This window comes from Ruegeria sp. C9, assembly GCF_056537585.1.
The window spans coordinates 209119-225130 of record NZ_JBQFRU010000006.1 but is presented as its reverse complement, the minus strand read 5'-3'; the positions used below and the strand labels follow the sequence as shown (position 1 = coordinate 225130).

General features: G+C 53.6%; 13 protein-coding genes. 6 read left to right on the top strand and 7 right to left on the bottom strand.

Annotated features, from left to right (window positions below; genetic code table 11):
- Complete coding sequence (locus ACR0NE_RS16850) at nt 1-303, bottom strand: urease subunit gamma (protein ID WP_170392784.1); 303 nt, start codon at nt 301-303, stop codon at nt 1-3.
- Between the two features lies 1 nt (nt 304).
- Nucleotides 305-1114, bottom strand: a complete 810-nt coding sequence (locus tag ACR0NE_RS16845) for an urease accessory protein UreD (RefSeq protein WP_170597611.1) — start codon at nt 1112-1114, stop codon at nt 305-307.
- Between the two features lie 401 nt (nt 1115-1515).
- On the opposite strand from ACR0NE_RS16845, the gene urtA reads away from it, so the two are divergent.
- The 5 genes from urtA (at nt 1516) to urtE (ending at nt 7480) form a co-directional block, all read left to right on the top strand.
- Entirely contained in the window at nt 1516-2796 is a 1281-nt protein-coding gene (gene urtA, locus ACR0NE_RS16840; RefSeq protein WP_170392782.1) for an urea ABC transporter substrate-binding protein, read from the top strand.
- A gap of 62 nt (nt 2797-2858) precedes the next feature.
- Nucleotides 2859-4811 carry an urea ABC transporter permease subunit UrtB gene (urtB, locus tag ACR0NE_RS16835; protein ID WP_170597610.1) on the top strand — a complete coding sequence of 651 codons (1953 nt, stop codon included), beginning with the start codon at nt 2859-2861 and terminating at the stop codon, nt 4809-4811.
- A gap of 3 nt (nt 4812-4814) precedes the next feature.
- Nucleotides 4815-6044: an urea ABC transporter permease subunit UrtC gene (gene urtC, locus ACR0NE_RS16830; protein ID WP_170597608.1), complete on the top strand. Its 1230-nt coding sequence runs from the start codon at nt 4815-4817 to the stop codon at nt 6042-6044.
- Nucleotides 6041-6781, top strand: coding sequence for an urea ABC transporter ATP-binding protein UrtD (gene urtD / locus ACR0NE_RS16825; RefSeq protein WP_170597606.1), 741 nt, complete (start codon nt 6041-6043; stop codon nt 6779-6781). The genes urtC and urtD overlap by 4 nt, the downstream gene beginning before the upstream one ends.
- Before the next feature lie 3 nt (nt 6782-6784).
- Nucleotides 6785-7480 carry an urea ABC transporter ATP-binding subunit UrtE gene (gene urtE, locus ACR0NE_RS16820; protein ID WP_170597604.1) on the top strand — a complete coding sequence of 232 codons (696 nt, stop codon included), beginning with the start codon at nt 6785-6787 and terminating at the stop codon, nt 7478-7480.
- An 834-nt stretch (nt 7481-8314) separates the two neighbouring features.
- On the opposite strand, the gene ACR0NE_RS16815 is transcribed toward urtE, so the two are convergent.
- Both ACR0NE_RS16815 and ACR0NE_RS16810 read right to left on the bottom strand, forming a co-directional pair.
- Nucleotides 8315-9268, bottom strand: coding sequence for a prephenate dehydrogenase/arogenate dehydrogenase family protein (locus ACR0NE_RS16815; protein ID WP_480459769.1), 954 nt, complete (start codon nt 9266-9268; stop codon nt 8315-8317).
- A gap of 165 nt (nt 9269-9433) precedes the next feature.
- Nucleotides 9434-11080, bottom strand: coding sequence for a hypothetical protein (locus tag ACR0NE_RS16810; RefSeq protein ID WP_170597602.1), 1647 nt, complete (start codon nt 11078-11080; stop codon nt 9434-9436).
- Nucleotides 11081-11530: 450 nt separating this feature from the next.
- Between ACR0NE_RS16810 and ACR0NE_RS16805 the strand changes: the two genes are divergently transcribed.
- Nucleotides 11531-12925 carry an alpha/beta fold hydrolase gene (locus ACR0NE_RS16805; RefSeq protein WP_170597600.1) on the top strand — a complete coding sequence of 465 codons (1395 nt, stop codon included), beginning with the start codon at nt 11531-11533 and terminating at the stop codon, nt 12923-12925.
- A 351-nt stretch (nt 12926-13276) separates the two neighbouring features.
- On the opposite strand, the gene ACR0NE_RS16800 is transcribed toward ACR0NE_RS16805, so the two are convergent.
- The 3 genes from ACR0NE_RS16800 to ACR0NE_RS16790 all read right to left on the bottom strand — a co-directional run bounded on the left by ACR0NE_RS16800 (nt 13277) and on the right by ACR0NE_RS16790 (nt 15946).
- A complete protein-coding gene (locus tag ACR0NE_RS16800; RefSeq protein ID WP_170597598.1) occupies nt 13277-14032 on the bottom strand; it encodes a metallophosphoesterase in 756 nt (251 codons plus the stop codon).
- 97 nt (nt 14033-14129) lie between these two features.
- Nucleotides 14130-15119 carry a HupE/UreJ family protein gene (locus ACR0NE_RS16795; protein WP_170597595.1) on the bottom strand — a complete coding sequence of 330 codons (990 nt, stop codon included), beginning with the start codon at nt 15117-15119 and terminating at the stop codon, nt 14130-14132.
- Nucleotides 15116-15946: a peptidyl-prolyl cis-trans isomerase gene (locus ACR0NE_RS16790; RefSeq protein WP_170597593.1), complete on the bottom strand. Its 831-nt coding sequence runs from the start codon at nt 15944-15946 to the stop codon at nt 15116-15118. Before ACR0NE_RS16790 ends, ACR0NE_RS16795 begins: the two co-directional genes overlap by 4 nt.
- Nucleotides 15947-16012 lie beyond the last annotated feature (66 nt).

Sequence of the window (16012 nt, the reverse complement as noted above, 5' to 3'; positions counted from 1 at the left end):
TCAGCGAATGGGGTTGTGGACGGTCACCAGCTTGGTGCCATCTGGAAAGGTGGCTTCGACCTGAACTTCGTGGATCATTTCGGGCACACCTTCCATGCATTGCTCTCGGGTGATCACCTCGGCCCCGGCTTGCATCATGTCAGCAACTGAACGCCCATCGCGTGCACCTTCGACCACGGCATCGGTGATCAGGGCGATCGCCTCGGGGTGGTTCAGTTTGACGCCGCGGTCCAGCCGTTTGCGGGCGACTTCGGCGGCCATGGCGACCAACAGTTTGTCTTTTTCGCGAGGGGTCAGGTTCATGTCAAAGCATCCAGCATCGAGGCAGCGTGTCTTTGTTCAACCGACGCAAGATCGGCATCAATGTGCGACGGAGGGCAAAGCTGTTTTCGGCAAGAACACGAGCAACCAACAGGTTATTGCGGATCATAGTCGCACCTGCTGTGTCGGGCAGCATCTGACGAATGGCATTCAGATGACCTTCGGCTGACTCCGATACAAAGACGATCAACGCCATCGCACCCGCGCCGTTTGCAATATGCGGTTTGGACAGATGTTTGTGCCAATCACCCGAGTACTGGATCGCGTCAAGGAACACCTTTTTTCCTTGGTACCGTATCTCGATCCGATCGTTTAGACGGATATCGGTCAGCGTCTCGCCCATCGCAATACGGCCGAAGACCAGCGGCTCTACCATCAGCATCTCGGCATCTGGCGCCATCTCGATTTTCAGGCGTCGCTCCAGAGCGCTGCCATTGAACAGAATAGTCTCTTGCGGCAACCAGTTCAGCCGGGCTTCAGTCTCAACAGTCAGATGATTGGTAATCTGGCCACATTCTTGCGGCTTGGCCTTGTAGGCGCGCTCGCACGCTTGTGTTGTCAAAGTCAGCGCCGTTCCTTTTGCTGCCTTACCGGAAAGTCGAAATGAGTCGCCTCCGGTTACGCCGCCTGCCGTGTTAAGAAGAACCGCGTCAAGATCAGGTGTGTTGGTTCTGGGGAACAGACATTTATAAGACCCGGACTGGCGAAACTTGTTCAGCACCGTTCTGTCACCCAATTGCTTGGTACTCAAACTGACGGCGCCTGCAGCGCGCGGTGGAATAGCACTGTGCATAGGCAATATGGCTGCAACGTGGGTAATAGGGCACCTTTGGAGCTTTGATTGGTGCCACTTGTTTCTCTGTTGAAGGGGCGGAACACTAATCTACAGTGTCGAAATCTGCTTAATTCGACATCGCGCGTCTAAATTTTAGACAGCGACCCCGGTCTTGGATGAAAAAATAGGCGCATCGCGCCGATTTTCCGAATTGGGTTAAAGGTAAGTTGCCAAGCTTGCTGCGATGCAGAAACCGTATGGGTGCCACCGCGGAAACGACCCGGGGGTGTGTGACGGCTGCGCGAATTGGACCTCGAACACAACCGCCACACGGAACGCAACAACAGTTGCGGGGATCAGGTAGAAGAAGAGTGTGCCTTTGTGCAAGCCCTCTCTCCCGGCCCCGCCAGGAGGATCACATGAAATCGCTCAAATCCACACTCGCCGGATCGGCAGTATTTGCTGTCATGGCCACCGCCGCCTTGTCGACCGAAGACACGATCAAGGTAGGAGTGCTGCATTCGCTTTCCGGTACGATGGCGATCTCGGAAACGACGTTGAAAGACACTATGCTGATGCTGATTGACCAGCAGAATGCCAAGGGCGGTCTGCTGGGTAAACAGCTTGAAGCTGTCGTGGTCGACCCGGCCTCTGACTGGCCTCTGTTTGCCGAAAAAGCGCGTGAGCTGCTAACCGTCCACGAGGTGGATGTAATCTTTGGCAATTGGACTTCGGTGAGCCGCAAGTCGGTTCTGCCAGTGATCGAGGAGCTAAACGGTCTTCTGTTCTATCCGGTCCAGTATGAGGGCGAAGAAAGCTCTAAAAACGTCTTTTATACCGGTGCTGCTCCGAACCAACAGGCCATCCCCGCCACGGACTATTTCCTGGAGGAACTGGGGGTCGAGAAATTCGCTCTGCTCGGCACAGACTATGTCTACCCCAGGACCACCAACAATATCTTGGAAAGCTATCTGAAGCAAAAAGGTATCGCGGAAGCAGATATCTTCGTTAATTACACGCCTTTCGGCCATTCCGACTGGTCCAAGATCGTGGCGGACGTGGTCGCGCTGGGCGCGGATGGTAAAAAAGTCGGTGTGATCTCGACCATCAATGGTGACGCCAATATTGGTTTTTACAAGGAATTGGCAGCGGCTGGTGTTTCGGCAGATGACATTCCGGTCGTGGCCTTCTCGGTCGGTGAGGAAGAACTGTCCGGTTTGGACACCACCAACCTCGTCGGTCACCTCGCCGCTTGGAACTACTTCCAGTCGGCGGATACTGAGGCCAACGCGGAATTTGTGGACACCTGGAAAGCCACCATGGGTGATGAACGTGTGACCAATGACCCGATGGAGGCGCATTACATCGGCTTCAACATGTGGGTAAACGCCGCGACCGAGGCCGGTTCGACCGAGGTCGATGCCGTGCGCGCCGCGATGTATGGGCAGGAATTCCCGAACCTGACCGGAGGCACCGCTGTGATGCTGCCGAACCATCACCTCGCGAAACCGGTTCTGATCGGCGAGATTCAGGAAGACGGCCAGTTCGATATCATCAGTGAGACTGATGTCGTGCCGGGTGACGCCTGGACCGACTTCCTGCCGGAGTCGGCTGTGCTCGTCTCGGATTGGAAAGAGCTGGGTTGCGGTATGTACAACACCGAGACCAAGACCTGCGTTCAGACCCTGTCGAACTACTAACAGACCACGCAAGGCGGGTTTGTTTGCCCGCCTTGCCACAAAAGACATTCGGGTTTCACCACATGGTACGACTTTTCCTTGCGGGCCTCGCAATCCTGTGCGCCTGCCTGACTGCCAACGCTCAAGAGGTCGGTCTACAACCGATCCTGCAAGAGCATCAGGAGATCATCGCCAAAAGCTCGCGCAAGACGATCAAACCGGCGATTGATGCGATTGCGTCAAGCGGCTTGCCTCAGGCGCAAGTGATGCTTGAGACATGGGCAGCCAAGAACATGTGGATGCGCAAGTCGGACGGTCTGTTCTTTTCTGGTCAGAAAGGAGAGGGGCGGTCGTATGAATTGACCGACTTCGATACCGGAGAAGTCGTCGGTACATTTGAGAAATCCGAGCTTAGGCAGCTTAAGCCCAACAGCGGTATCCGCGCGATGATCGGGACCGCTCTGGTCCGGTTCCAACTGACCGATCCGGATCGCGCAAAACGTCTGGCCGCATTGCAATCCATCCAACGTGATCCCGAAAGTGCACTCTTGGAGCCACTTCGCGCTTCGATAGGGGATGAACCCGAAGCAGAGTTGAAGGCGCAAAAGCAGCGGCTGGAACGGTTGCTGACGATTGGTTTTGACGAAGATACCGCAGCCCGCGTGGCGGCGATCAAAGAAATGTCCGGCGATCTGGGCGTAGACGTTCGTGCGGCTCTGAACCCGTTGGTCGTCACTGCCCGCCAAGCCGCTACCGAATTGCCCCAGGACCTGAACGTCGCCGTTATTCTTGAAGCGGGCTCAGACGCCTTAACGTCTGACGAAGCATATGACTTGCTCGTTGCAGGTAACCTTGCCGCACCGCGTGTTTCGGCGGAAGATATCAGATCGGCACTGGCGGCCAATATAGAAGGTGGTCGTGTAGGTGGTACTCCCGTCGCACAGTTGAATTCAGATACAATGCGCGCGCGTGCGTATACCTCTCTGGCAGAGGCGGGGACTGTGCCAGCCTTGGTCACGAAGGCGGATGTCAACGCTGCAGTTAACACGCATGTATTCTTCGAAACCTACAGTGAGCCATCTGCCGAGGTCACTGAAGCAGCAGAGAAAGCCCTGCAACAGATCGAACTGAAGGTCGGCCTGAACCAAACACTCGACCTGACGCTGGACGCGATCTCACTGGCGTCGATCTATTTCCTCGCCGCCATCGGTCTGGCCATCACCTTCGGCGTGATGGGCGTGATCAACATGGCCCATGGCGAGTTCATCATGATGGGTGCTTATACCGGCTACGTGGTGCAGCAGATTATCCCTGACCATACGATCTCGATCATCGTGGCAATTCCCATGGCCTTTGCAGTGACCTTTGCCATGGGTGTCGCGATGGAGCGGTTGGTGATCCGCTGGCTTTACGCTCGCCCATTGGAGACGTTGCTGGCGACGTTCGGTATCTCAATTGCCCTACAGCAACTGGCCAAGAATATCTTTGGCACGCAGGCGCGCCCGCTGACTGCTCCCGGTTGGTTGGATGGTTCGTGGATGCTGAATGACGTGGTTTCAATCAGCTACATCCGCATTGCGATCTTCGTTCTGGCGCTGATTTTTCTGGGGCTTTTCCTGTACATCATCAAACGGACGAGGCTAGGGCTTGAGATGCGTGCAGTAACGCAGAACTCGCGCATGGCGGCGTCAATGGGGATTAATCCCGGGCGAGTGAATATGCTGACCTTTGGGCTTGGCTCCGGCATTGCCGGCATCGCCGGGGTCGCGATTGGCCTATTCGCCAAGGTCACGTCCGATCTGGGCAGCGACTATATCGTGCAAAGTTTCATGACAGTGGTTGTGGGTGGTGTTGGTAACATCTGGGGCGCGCTTGCAGGTGCGGGCATGATCGGCTTCTTGCAGAAGGGGATCGAGTGGATGAACCCGTCGAACACCCTCGCGGCCCAAACCTACATGATCATCTTCATCATCATTTTCATCCAGTTTCGGCCGCGGGGCATTATCGCCCTCAAGGGTCGCGCGGCGGGGGATTGAGCCATGGAACGCAGCTTTATCGCCAAGAACCCATCCGTGCTGGTCTTTCTTGCCATCCTGTCCCTGTTCACCCTGAGCGTAACCATCCTGTCCGAGGGATTCGGGATCGGTGTAATCTCGACCAGTTTCGTCAAAACGCTGGGCAAAACCCTGTGCCTTTGCCTGATCGCAGTGGCGATGGATCTGGTCTGGGGTTTCACCGGCATCCTGTCACTGGGTCACTTCGCCTTCTTCGGGCTGGGGGGCTACATGATCGGCATGTGGCTGATGTACGAACGCACCCGCCTGATCGTGGTCGACTCGCTGGCACAGGCCGAAATTCCACCGACGTCGTCCGAAGTGGTGGACGCGATTGGAACACAAGTCTTTGGCGTTGTCGGATCGTCGGAGTTTCCGTTGATCTGGGCGTTCTCCCACAGCCTGACCCTGCAACTGATCCTGGTTGTGCTGGTCCCGGGTCTGTTGGCGCTGGTCTTCGGATGGTTGGCTTTCCGGAGCCGTGTCACCGGTGTGTACCTATCGATCCTGACACAGGCGATGACGTTGGCACTGGCCCTGTATCTGTTTCAGAACGACAGCGGGCTGCGTGGGAACAACGGCTTGTCCGGCCTACAGAACCTGCCAGGTGTCACCGCCTCGCAGGACGTGGTGTCGATCTGGTTCCTCTGGGCCTCGGCGCTGGCCTTGGGGCTGGGCTATATGCTGGCGGCGTGGATCGTGTCAGGCAAGTTCGGCTCGGTCATCCGCGGCATTCGCGATAACGAGGCACGGGTGCGCTTCCTTGGCTATTCAGTCGAGGTATTCAAGCTGGCTGTCTTCACCCTGACTGCTTGTATCGCAGCCATTGCTGGCGCGCTTTATTACCCGCAAGCTGGCATCATTAATCCCGAGGAGATGGCCCCCATCGCCTCGATCTATTTGGCCGTCTGGGTCGCCATCGGTGGACGAGGCCGCTTGTATGGTGCGGTAATTGGTGCAGCTTTTGTAAGCCTTCTGAGCACGTGGTTCACGGGTGGGCAGGCCCCCGATATTCCGCTTGGGTTTTACACGATCAAATGGGTCGACTGGTGGCAGGTGCTACTGGGCGTAACTTTTGTGTTGGTTACGTTGTTCGCTCCGCAGGGCATCGGAGGATTGTTCGACTTGTGGACCGACAGCCGCCACCCGGATAGGCATGGGGCAAATCTGGGACCGGATGACGGCGCCCTGCGCGAGAAGGAGGCCATCGAATGAGCACTTTGCTTGAGGTTAGCGGCGTTTCGGTCACTTTCGATGGTTTCCGAGCTATCAACAACTTGTCTTTTCAGATCGGAGAGGCCGAGCTTCGCGCCGTGATCGGCCCGAACGGGGCAGGCAAGACCACATTCATGGACATCATTACAGGTAAAACCCGGCCCGATGAAGGACGTGTCATCTGGGGGGAGAAATCGGTATCTTTGTTGGGGCTGTCCGAGGCAAAGATCGCGCAGGCTGGGATCGGAAGGAAGTTCCAGAAACCTACGGTTTTCGAAGACCAGACCGTGCAGGAAAACCTGTTGATGGCGCTTCAGAACAAACGTGGCTGGCTTCACGTGCTTTTCTATCGAACCTCCACTGACGATTTGCAAAAAGTTGAAGGTCTGGCTGTTGAAATCGGTCTGAATCAGAGTTTAAGCCGCAAAGCTGGTGAACTGAGCCACGGTCAAAAGCAGTGGCTGGAAATTGGCATGCTGCTGGCTCAGGAGCCACGACTTTTGCTGGTGGACGAGCCTGCCGCTGGCATGACACCGCAGGAGCGCGAACACACCACCGACTTGCTAGTACAAGCCGCCAGAACCCGTGCCGTTGTAGTGGTGGAACACGATATGGAATTTGTACGACGCCTGAATTGCAAAGTCACGGTTCTACACGAAGGGTCCGCCTTGGCTGAAGGCAGTCTTGATCACGTGACATCTAACCAGGACGTCATCGACGTATATCTAGGGCGCTAAACAATGCTGAAGCTAACAGAACTGACTTTGCATTATGGGCATTCGCAAATCCTCAACGGGATTTCCATGGAAGCCAGACAAGGTGAAGTGACTTGCGTCATGGGGACCAATGGTGTCGGGAAAACCAGCCTTATGAAAGCAATATCAGGTACGCATCCGCGATCGGGCGGCAGTCTGGAACTGGACGGGGAAATTCTGGGCGTCCTGCCTGCTCATCAAATGGCGTGGAAAGGTGTGGCCTATGTCCCACAAGGTCGTGAGATATTTCCTTTGCTCACAGTTCGCGAAAATCTTGAAACGGGGTATGCCTGTCTGCCTGCCAGCGAACATTTCATTCCAGGTGATATATTTGATATGTTCCCGGTCCTCAAACAGATGCAAAACCGTCGCGGAGGTGACCTTTCTGGCGGTCAGCAGCAACAGCTGGCGATTGCACGGGCATTGATAACACGACCACGCCTGCTTCTGTTGGACGAGCCGACCGAAGGTATTCAGCCCAACATCATCCAACAGATAGGCGAAGTCATCCGACACCTCAGAACCACGAGAGGAATAGCAATCATTCTAGTGGAGCAATACTTTGACTTTGCCTATGAACTTGCCGACAGATTTATCGCGTTGCGACGAGGAGAAGTCATAAGCAACGGCACCAGGGAAGACGTGACACGCGGTGAGTTGCTGCAGGCTGTAACAGTCTAGTGCTGATACTTGAAATTGGTTTCGGAATTGAAGGATGAAATCCAAAATTTGGCACAATCTAAGCTCGGGACATGGTTTGATGATCTGAACAGGTTCAATTGAAACTGTATTTTCTTCTGAAACCCCATCGCGTGGTGTCTTCTGGCTTGAAGAGTAAATATTTTTTGATCAGATGACGGACTTCATTTCGTTCTATGGCTCGACGTGGACGCTCCTCCAACTTGCACCGCAATTAACGTAGTGACGGCTTTCTAGACGCACCTTTGTTGTGGAAGGCTTTTGAGCCGCAAACGGCAAAACCTGTACGCCGAAGAATTACCGAATGACTAATAGTCAATGACTTAAGTGTCATTGGAGGGTAAAACTATGTATCGCACAACTTTCCTGTTGAATGTCACACAAACCTGATCCAACCGTCATAGTCAGACCAGAAAAGCAGGGTACTTTCGACATCGGAAGGCGCTGCCAACGTTAGGCATCAGTTGAATTTGACCTTTGCGTCCTAAGCTTTCCGCAATAGCGGGGGCGCTGCAGCCGGAGGGCGGCCCGGTTACGCGAATCTACTCCGTCCGAGGCAGGAGCAAAGCAGTGCATCTTGATGAACTGTAAGAAGCCGCATCGCGTTACAACAATCTAACCTTTGTCCTGCGCGAAACATCCAAAGTGGACCGCTTCGACGCATCGGCCTTTTTCGGTTTCGCGAGAGACATGGTAGAAAAACCGTTTTGCATTGCGGACCCGTCACCCTTCGGGATGCATTTTGGAAAGGCCTCAAAGAAAAAGGCCAGTTCGCCCGACGCTTTCACTATGCGTTGTTCGAGATCCGACAGGTATTCAACGTCCGTTTTTGTTGTTGGCGGTGTAATCAAATGCTGCCTCCAGCTCTACACTCAGACTTGCGGCCAAATCAAAAAACCGTCGTCGGACGGTCTCGGCGTAGGGATTGGCCTTCTCAATCGCTTCGAATACTTCTGGCGCATCGTGCTGAACCATGGAAATCGCCTCAGACAGCATGTCAAAACTCTTCGTGGTCATGCGCGTTGGCAGCGGTCCCATTCGCAGAAGCACTTTGGCGATGAGGTGCGTGAGCCCTTGGACTACTGCCGCTTCTTGGTCGTGATCTTCTGGAGTTGTCATGATGACAGTCAGACCCAGTGTCTTGCGCAAAAACGCAGCAAGTCTGGCATGTTGCCTTCCCTGAATGGGGCAGACGGCAATTTTCAAACCCTTAATACCTGTCGCAGCACTCTGAGGACCAAACAAGGGGTGGGTCGCGATTATGTCTACATCGTTCGGTAGCCGCCGCCGCATGATTTCCGAGGGAACTACCTTTACTGAGCCTACATCAACAATCAGCGCGCTGGGCTTACAAGCAGCCGCGATCTCGCTGACAACTTGCTCAAATGAGGATACTGGTGCAGCAATGAGGACCACGTCAGCCTGCGATACTGAGTATAATGATGACAGACGTACTCCGAGTTGCTTTGCGGCCTTGGCAACGTCTGGGGACGGATCGTAAGCAGATATTTCGAAGTGCTGGCTAAGATGAAGGGCTGCAAGCTGTCCGAACGCACCAAACCCCACGATACCTAGTGAAGTGTTTTGATTTCTTCTGTTGTTGTTCATTTTTCGACCTTTAAATTTGCCGCCCGGCACAAGGTCGATTGTTTGTTGACCGCTGTCAGGGGCAGCGGAAACTAATGATGAAGCACCCGCAGCTATCGAAGCTGAGGATAATAGTCCTGGAGTGCAAAGAACGATTTCATCATGACAACAGCGATAAGACACCCGAGAGAGCAGAGTCAACGATATTGCTGCATAGCGGCAATCGGCTAGGGCGCTGCGTTTTAGAGTTTTGGATTCTATGCGGCCGTTCGGCCAACTCGATTTGAAGCCCGCATTGCGGGTAAAGTAGATGTTGCTTTTGACTCAGACTGTCCTTCTGGCAGCCGATTACTCGGCTGCCAAAGCCTTGTGCCGGCAATAACATGATGCTTTGATTGGCACTTCGGCTCGGGCAGCGGCCTTGTCCAGTTGTAGTTTTATTTGGGGCGCTTCAACCGTTTCACCGCGCCGAGTCAGGCATTCGTACAAGCCGTGCAAGCTCCAGACATTGCCTGGGTGCTGGCAGGCCCGGCTAAGCGTTGCATCCAGACCAAGGTCGGCGCGATAGACGCTTTCCGCTTCCACCATATGGCCTTGCTCCAATAATAAAGCGCCGAGCGCATGCCGAGTGGGCTGCATCCAACCCCAGGGTTCGTCATAGGGCAGCGCATCATCAATCTCGACCGATCTGCGAAGATGCTCGAAAGCGCTCTCGTGCTCTCCCTTGTGATAGGCTAGCTCACCTAGCATCATTTGCTCAGCAACCTTCAAGATGTCGAGGCACGTGTTGTTGAACAGCATTCTGGTTTCAGGCACCCGATCCAAAGCTTCATAAAACTTTACCTTTTCACCATCGGCTTCAGTGATCTTGTGCTGGTTCGCCAAGGCAACGGTTCGCGCGTACCGCATCATGGCGGTAGTGACGCAGAAAAGCTCTTCATCCACTGGCAGGTCCTGATCGAGTATCTCTTGCCAGCGTCCGAACCGGATCAGAACATGTTGCTTCATAGGGATGAAACCTTCGAACCAGTCGGCCATGGGGCGAAGGGTCTCCGCAGGTAATGTCGCAATCAATTCTTCCGCCGCTTCTATCGCTGCACTCGGTTGTCCGAGGAACATCGCCCCGTAGATCTTGAAGTGGTAATTGTGGCAGCGATAAACGGAGTAGAAGTTGTCGGGGCCTTCGTGCTTCAGAAACTTCCTGTCGGCAACGATGGCCGCTTGATTGCGAAGCACCACGTTCATGTAGTCACCGCACAAAACGTCGACATGAGTAGGCATATGCAGTAGGTGCCCGGCGTCCGGAATCAGTGTGCTGAGCGCATCGCCATGGCGCAGCGCCCTTTCGGGGTGTGGGGACATTTCCATCAGATGGATATACATGTGTAGAAGCCCAGCATGTTCCCATGCGCCAGGAAGAGAGGAGAACGCTGTGTCGAGCACGCCAATTGCCTCAAGCGTGTCTGCGCCTTCGGCTGGCTTCCCGGTCCGTAAATCCCAAAGCTGCCAAGGCGTCCGGTTCATGATAGCCTCGGCAAGGACGGCGCACACGTCCAGATCATTGCTGAATTCGGCATGGACTTTGCGCATTGCGGTAGCAAAGGCATCATTCCAGGGTCTGAAATCCTCTACGTCTGGCGAACTCGGATAGCGGGATGGGATCGCCTCGATCAAGGCACGTTCAATTGGTGTCAATCGATCTAAAAGCGCGGTAGCGGCTTCGATTGATGCACTTGCCAATGCGATGCAGTCGGGCTTCTCGTCGTCCTCAAAAGTTTCCCAAGGCTTGTTGTAGTTAGGTCCGATGCAATACGCGATGCCCCAATGCGCCATCGCACAATCGGGGTCGGCGGCAAGAGCCTTTTGAAAGCAAACTATCGCCTCTTCGTGATTATAGGCATATGTCCACGCCAAGCCCCGATCAAACCATCTCTGAGCGTTATCTGACGACGTTGAAATCTTACGAGTGTAGTCGCCGAGGTCGTAGTACTCCATCGGGATTTTCCCCCACTAAATTCGCTAAGTTTATCATGGAACGCCTTGAGTCGATAGCGACGCCGCAATTTGGCGAGAAATGGAGTACCTGCTCATTCTTTTAGCTGATTTGCGCTCACTGCTGTCATGTGGGCGCTTCTGTCTGATGACGCCTGTCTTCGCTATGCGGTTCTTGGCTGTCTCCGGTTCGAGGTTTCAGTCTTTCAGGTCCGTTTCTTCCGTCTGCGTAAGCTCAGCAAGATCGAGGCAAGGACAGAGACTCGGACAAAACGGCCTTTCGCAAAAAGACGTATCTGCAGGCACTTTACGTGACTGTATCTCCGATTTTCCGACTTTTAGAGACCTTGCGAACGGTAATCTCGAAGCAAAAAACACGCCTTCTGACAAGTTATCGATTCTAACATCTTATGGGCGTGGTAGAGTTTTCGAGCAATCTTGCGGGAAATAACCATGAGCCAACGTCGCCTTGCTGCAATCCTGTCTCTCGACGTCGTCGGCTTCAGTCGGATGATGCAGGGTGGCTCAAAGGCACTGCTCAAAACACTGAACACGCTGTACCGCGATTTGGTGACACCAATCGTTGGACAGCACCATGGCCGGGTGGTCAAACTTCTTGGCGATGGGGCACTAATAGAATTTCCGTCAGCGAGTCACGCACTCGAAGGGGCAATCGCGATTCAATCCCACCTTAGAGAGCCAGACCATCCATATTTGGTTCCAGAACGCATTCAGCTTAGAGCAGGCTTGCATGTAGGCGATGTCACTGTGGACGGTGAAGATATCTTCGGAGACGGCGTAAACATTGCGGCACGTCTCCAAGCGGCAGCTGAACCCGGTGGCATTCTGGTCTCAAAAGTACTCTGCGATCTTGCCGGGTCGGATTATGCCAACCGATTGCACAGAGAGGGACTGCGGACACTCAAAGGTATTGCACAGCCGATTGAGGTATTGTCGATTAATTTCACTGATGAAGGTGTATCAAAGTCACGAGTTGATTTCGCCAAAACACAAGAAATCTGCTACTGTCAAACTGATGACGGCATTAGTCTGGCTTGGAGCGTAGTGGGTGACGGATCCCCGGTTGTTAAAGCACCAAGTTGGATTGGACATCTAGAACTGGACTGGCGCAATCCTGCGGTGGCTCCAATTTGCACTTCGGTTGCGCAACATCACCGACTAATTCGATTTGATGCACGGCTCAACGGTCTTTCTGACTGGGATGCAGAAACTTGCACGTTCGATAGGTTCGTTGATGACTTGGAAACCGTTTACGACGCGGCTGGTCTAAAGCGCGCGCCAATCCTTGCGATTTCACAGGGGTCTGCTGTAGCCGCCGCCTTTGCAGCCCGTCGACCGGACCGTGTCTCGGCAATTGTTATGATCGGTGGTTTCCCAGTAGGACGAGCAAAACGTAAGTCTCCGAAGGATGTGGAGCGGGCTCTGGCTATGAAACAGATGATGACTGCAGGGTGGGACGACGAGTATCCGTCTCTACGCGATTTGATGGCGCAGATCATTGTGCCTAGCGCGAGCCAAGAAGCCCGGCGGCAATATGCAAAAGACATGAGCCAAATGATCTCGCCCGAAAACATGGGACGTTATCGCGATGTGATCGACCAAATTGATATCCAGCAAACACTGTCAAAGGTTGAGGTGCCGTGCCTAGTTTGTCATGCGACGGGAGACAGGATGCAACCGGTCGATCAGGGGCGACTGTTCGCTAAGGGATTACCCAACGCGAAGTTCATCGCCTACGAAAGCTCTAACCATGCCATGCCGGACAACGACCCAGAGTGGCCGCGTTTCGAGAGAGACGCATTGGCTTTCTTAGCAGAACACAAGTGAAAGGTTATGTCAGATTAACTACGCTTGATCGTGGCGCGAGATGGCGTTTGGGAATGACCAGACCAAACTCCGTCATGTACTTCAAAAGCATTCCCGGGGTCATTCGCCCAATCGTGATCCTGGTAGGCATCGACCGCTATCCGGCGATTGAAGTAATGGTTTGCTTGGTCCGCAGGGGAACTGACCACTCAACCAAAGATCGCTTCAAATTAAACCCGTTAAACATCGCTTGTCGTTTGTTTTATCCCATTTGTAGCGAGCGGGTTTGAAGGTGCTGGCTGAAGTATGCGTACCGCAATTACCATGAATTCAAATAGAATGGCTAACGTTAGTTGTTTAACAAGTCCGCACTCAAAGTGCTTTTTCATATGCAAATTTGCCAGCATCGGCTTTGGTTTCTTTCTCACCATTTACATACGTCCAAGTCACCTCGTCGCTGGAAAAATCTAGTTTCAAAACGCCGGGAGCATTGGTGATCAACTGATCCGCAAAAGCGGCGGGTTCTATTCGATCGGTTTCTGTATTCCCTCCAGCGCCTGAGATGAAGTTCATAGTGCCACCCTTGGCGGGCCTCCCATTTCCATCCGTCGGCTTGGTGTGCTCGTAGAAATGGTTATGCCCATATAATACAAATAAAACACCGGAATCCGCCAGGACTTTACAAAGTGCTTTTGCGTAGGAAGCGCCCCTCGGGACGGTTGAGTAGGCAGGTTTGTGATAAAAGGCACCAATGCAAGCATCTGGGTTTGCGGTAATAATTTCGTTCAACCAGGTTGCCTGTGGAGAGCCAGGCGACGCATCAGCCTCGCTATTTAGCGATAGCAGGGGCCAATTACCTGATCGAAGCGCATAGTAGCCCTTCCGATCTGGCCCTGCGCGTTCTCGCCAATAATCATAGTATCCATAAGCACCCGGAGATTTGTATTCATGATTTCCGGGAGCAGGCCATGTCCGTGATTTTGCCGCCCTCCAGTAAGGCTCATGGTAATCATCAAACGCGGCAGGTTCTCCACGCCCAAACCCGATCCACAGTTTGGATATGTAGCAACTATGGCCGCTTAGGTAAACTAACGTTGGGCATGCGATGAAGTCGGCTTTTTTTCGCAACCTATTCTGCGCGGTTGCACCTGCATCCGGTCAATTTGCGCGCTTCGCAATCGACTAGAGCCGATCTACCACCTCAACGACATCGAGGTAAATCGCTTTAGAACCCACTTAAACGTTCTATGAGCCAGTACATCGATACCGACCCGATGCCATAAGCGGCAATCACAGTCGCCCTTTGGCTAACTGGACGTGCCATCAATCGCCAGATCGCGACAAGAAGTGCCAAAGCTCCGACAAAGCTCAACTGACCAGCTTCGACGCCTAGGTTGAAGGCAAACAAGGCTGCAGGAATATCGTTGGAGGGAAGTCCTATCTCGGCCAAAGCGCCTGCAAAACCAAGGCCGTGCAAAAGCCCAAATCCGAAACAAACGATCCAGGGCTTTTGTTTTGAAAGTCGAAAACGCCCGTCACCGCCCTTAACAATTTCCATTGCCAAAAAAACGATAGAAAGCGCAATGACGGCCTCGACCGGCGGGCCGGGGACATTCAGAAATCCCAGCGTTGCCAGTGCCAGTGTTATTGAATGTGCCAAGGTGAATGCCGTGATTGCTCCCGCCAGTCTCCACGGATCAGGGACCAAAATAAATAGGGCGAAGACGAAGAGCAGATGATCCCAGCCTTCTAGTATGTGTTCATAACCCAACTGAAAATAAGCTATGAAAACAGACCATGTTGTCTGTTCAAAAGGTATGTTTTGGATGGCAGCATCTGGGGTGAAACGAAGCGTGGCAGGCTCGGCATGCAGAGGATGCACACGGACCAAAACGTCGTTCTTTTGTGCTGCCAGTCCGTCGATCTCGATGGATTGGCCCGCGATCTCAGCACGGCATTCGACAACCCAGGAAGAAACCCACGCTCGCCCATCGGAGATTGGGTCAGGGCCGTGTGTGGGTGTACAGCCATCCGGTAACACCGCATCAATCGCCATTGGTTGACCATACACATCTGGTTTTCGCCAATGAACACTCCAAGTGTCCGTAGTGATTTGTCGAATTTCCAAGTATCCCGGATCAAGCGCATGCGCGTTGGCGTACCCCGTGGGCCACGCGAACAGCAGAGCAAACATCAAGCTGAAGAAGAAGTTCATTTGACCTGACCTGTGAGATCGGGTGCTGTGATCTCATAATTGTCGGCAAGAGCCTCGTATTGCGCCTGCGCCAAATCTTCGCTCATGGCGCGACGCCAATCACGAAGCACCACACTGTGGATCTCTTGCAAGCGAGGTATCCGGCTTGGTTCAATGGCAAGCACTTTCACCAGATGGATGCCGTAACCTGATTGGACCGGCCCCATCCACTGACCTTTTTCGAGATTGGCGAGACCATTGGAAAATCCGGTTCCAAAGACCGAGTCGATTACCCGTGTCGCGGTTAGGGGCATTGATGCAGGCAGCAGTGTCGCGCTTTCCAAGCCGGAAGTCTCTTGTTCCGCACGCAAGGCGGCCAGTGCCCTTTCAATCTCGGTCTCACTTGGTCCTTCACCAAGAAAAACTTGAGTGAACGCGACCTTGTTGGGTGTCGCGTAGCGGTCCGTGTTTTGTTGGAGGAAAGCCTCTAGATCTTCGTCTTCTGGAATAACTGAAGCGGCGATGGCTTCGGTCAGAAAATCCATCTTTTGGCTCAGCCGCGACCTGATCACACTATCTCCGCGTTCTAAACCAAGTTTTCTTGCTTCCCTAACTAATACTTCTTCGCGAATTGAAGCGTCGACCAAAGCTTGTAACTCGGAACCGCTTGGCTGGCGTTTCCACCTTGCTTCGAACTGTGAAGCTAACAGCGCGGCATCACTTTCGCTTATAGTTATCGTCTCCGGATCTGCAGCGGCGTCGTTATCTGGTGATATTATGTGGAACCAAATGAATATGGCAGCTCCGATCAAGAAGAAATGGAACAGAGGTTCTTTCACTATTCGCATGAAGGCTCCTGCGTGAAACGCGATACGGCATTATGTTTTATGCTGGCATCAGGCAGTTGAATAACA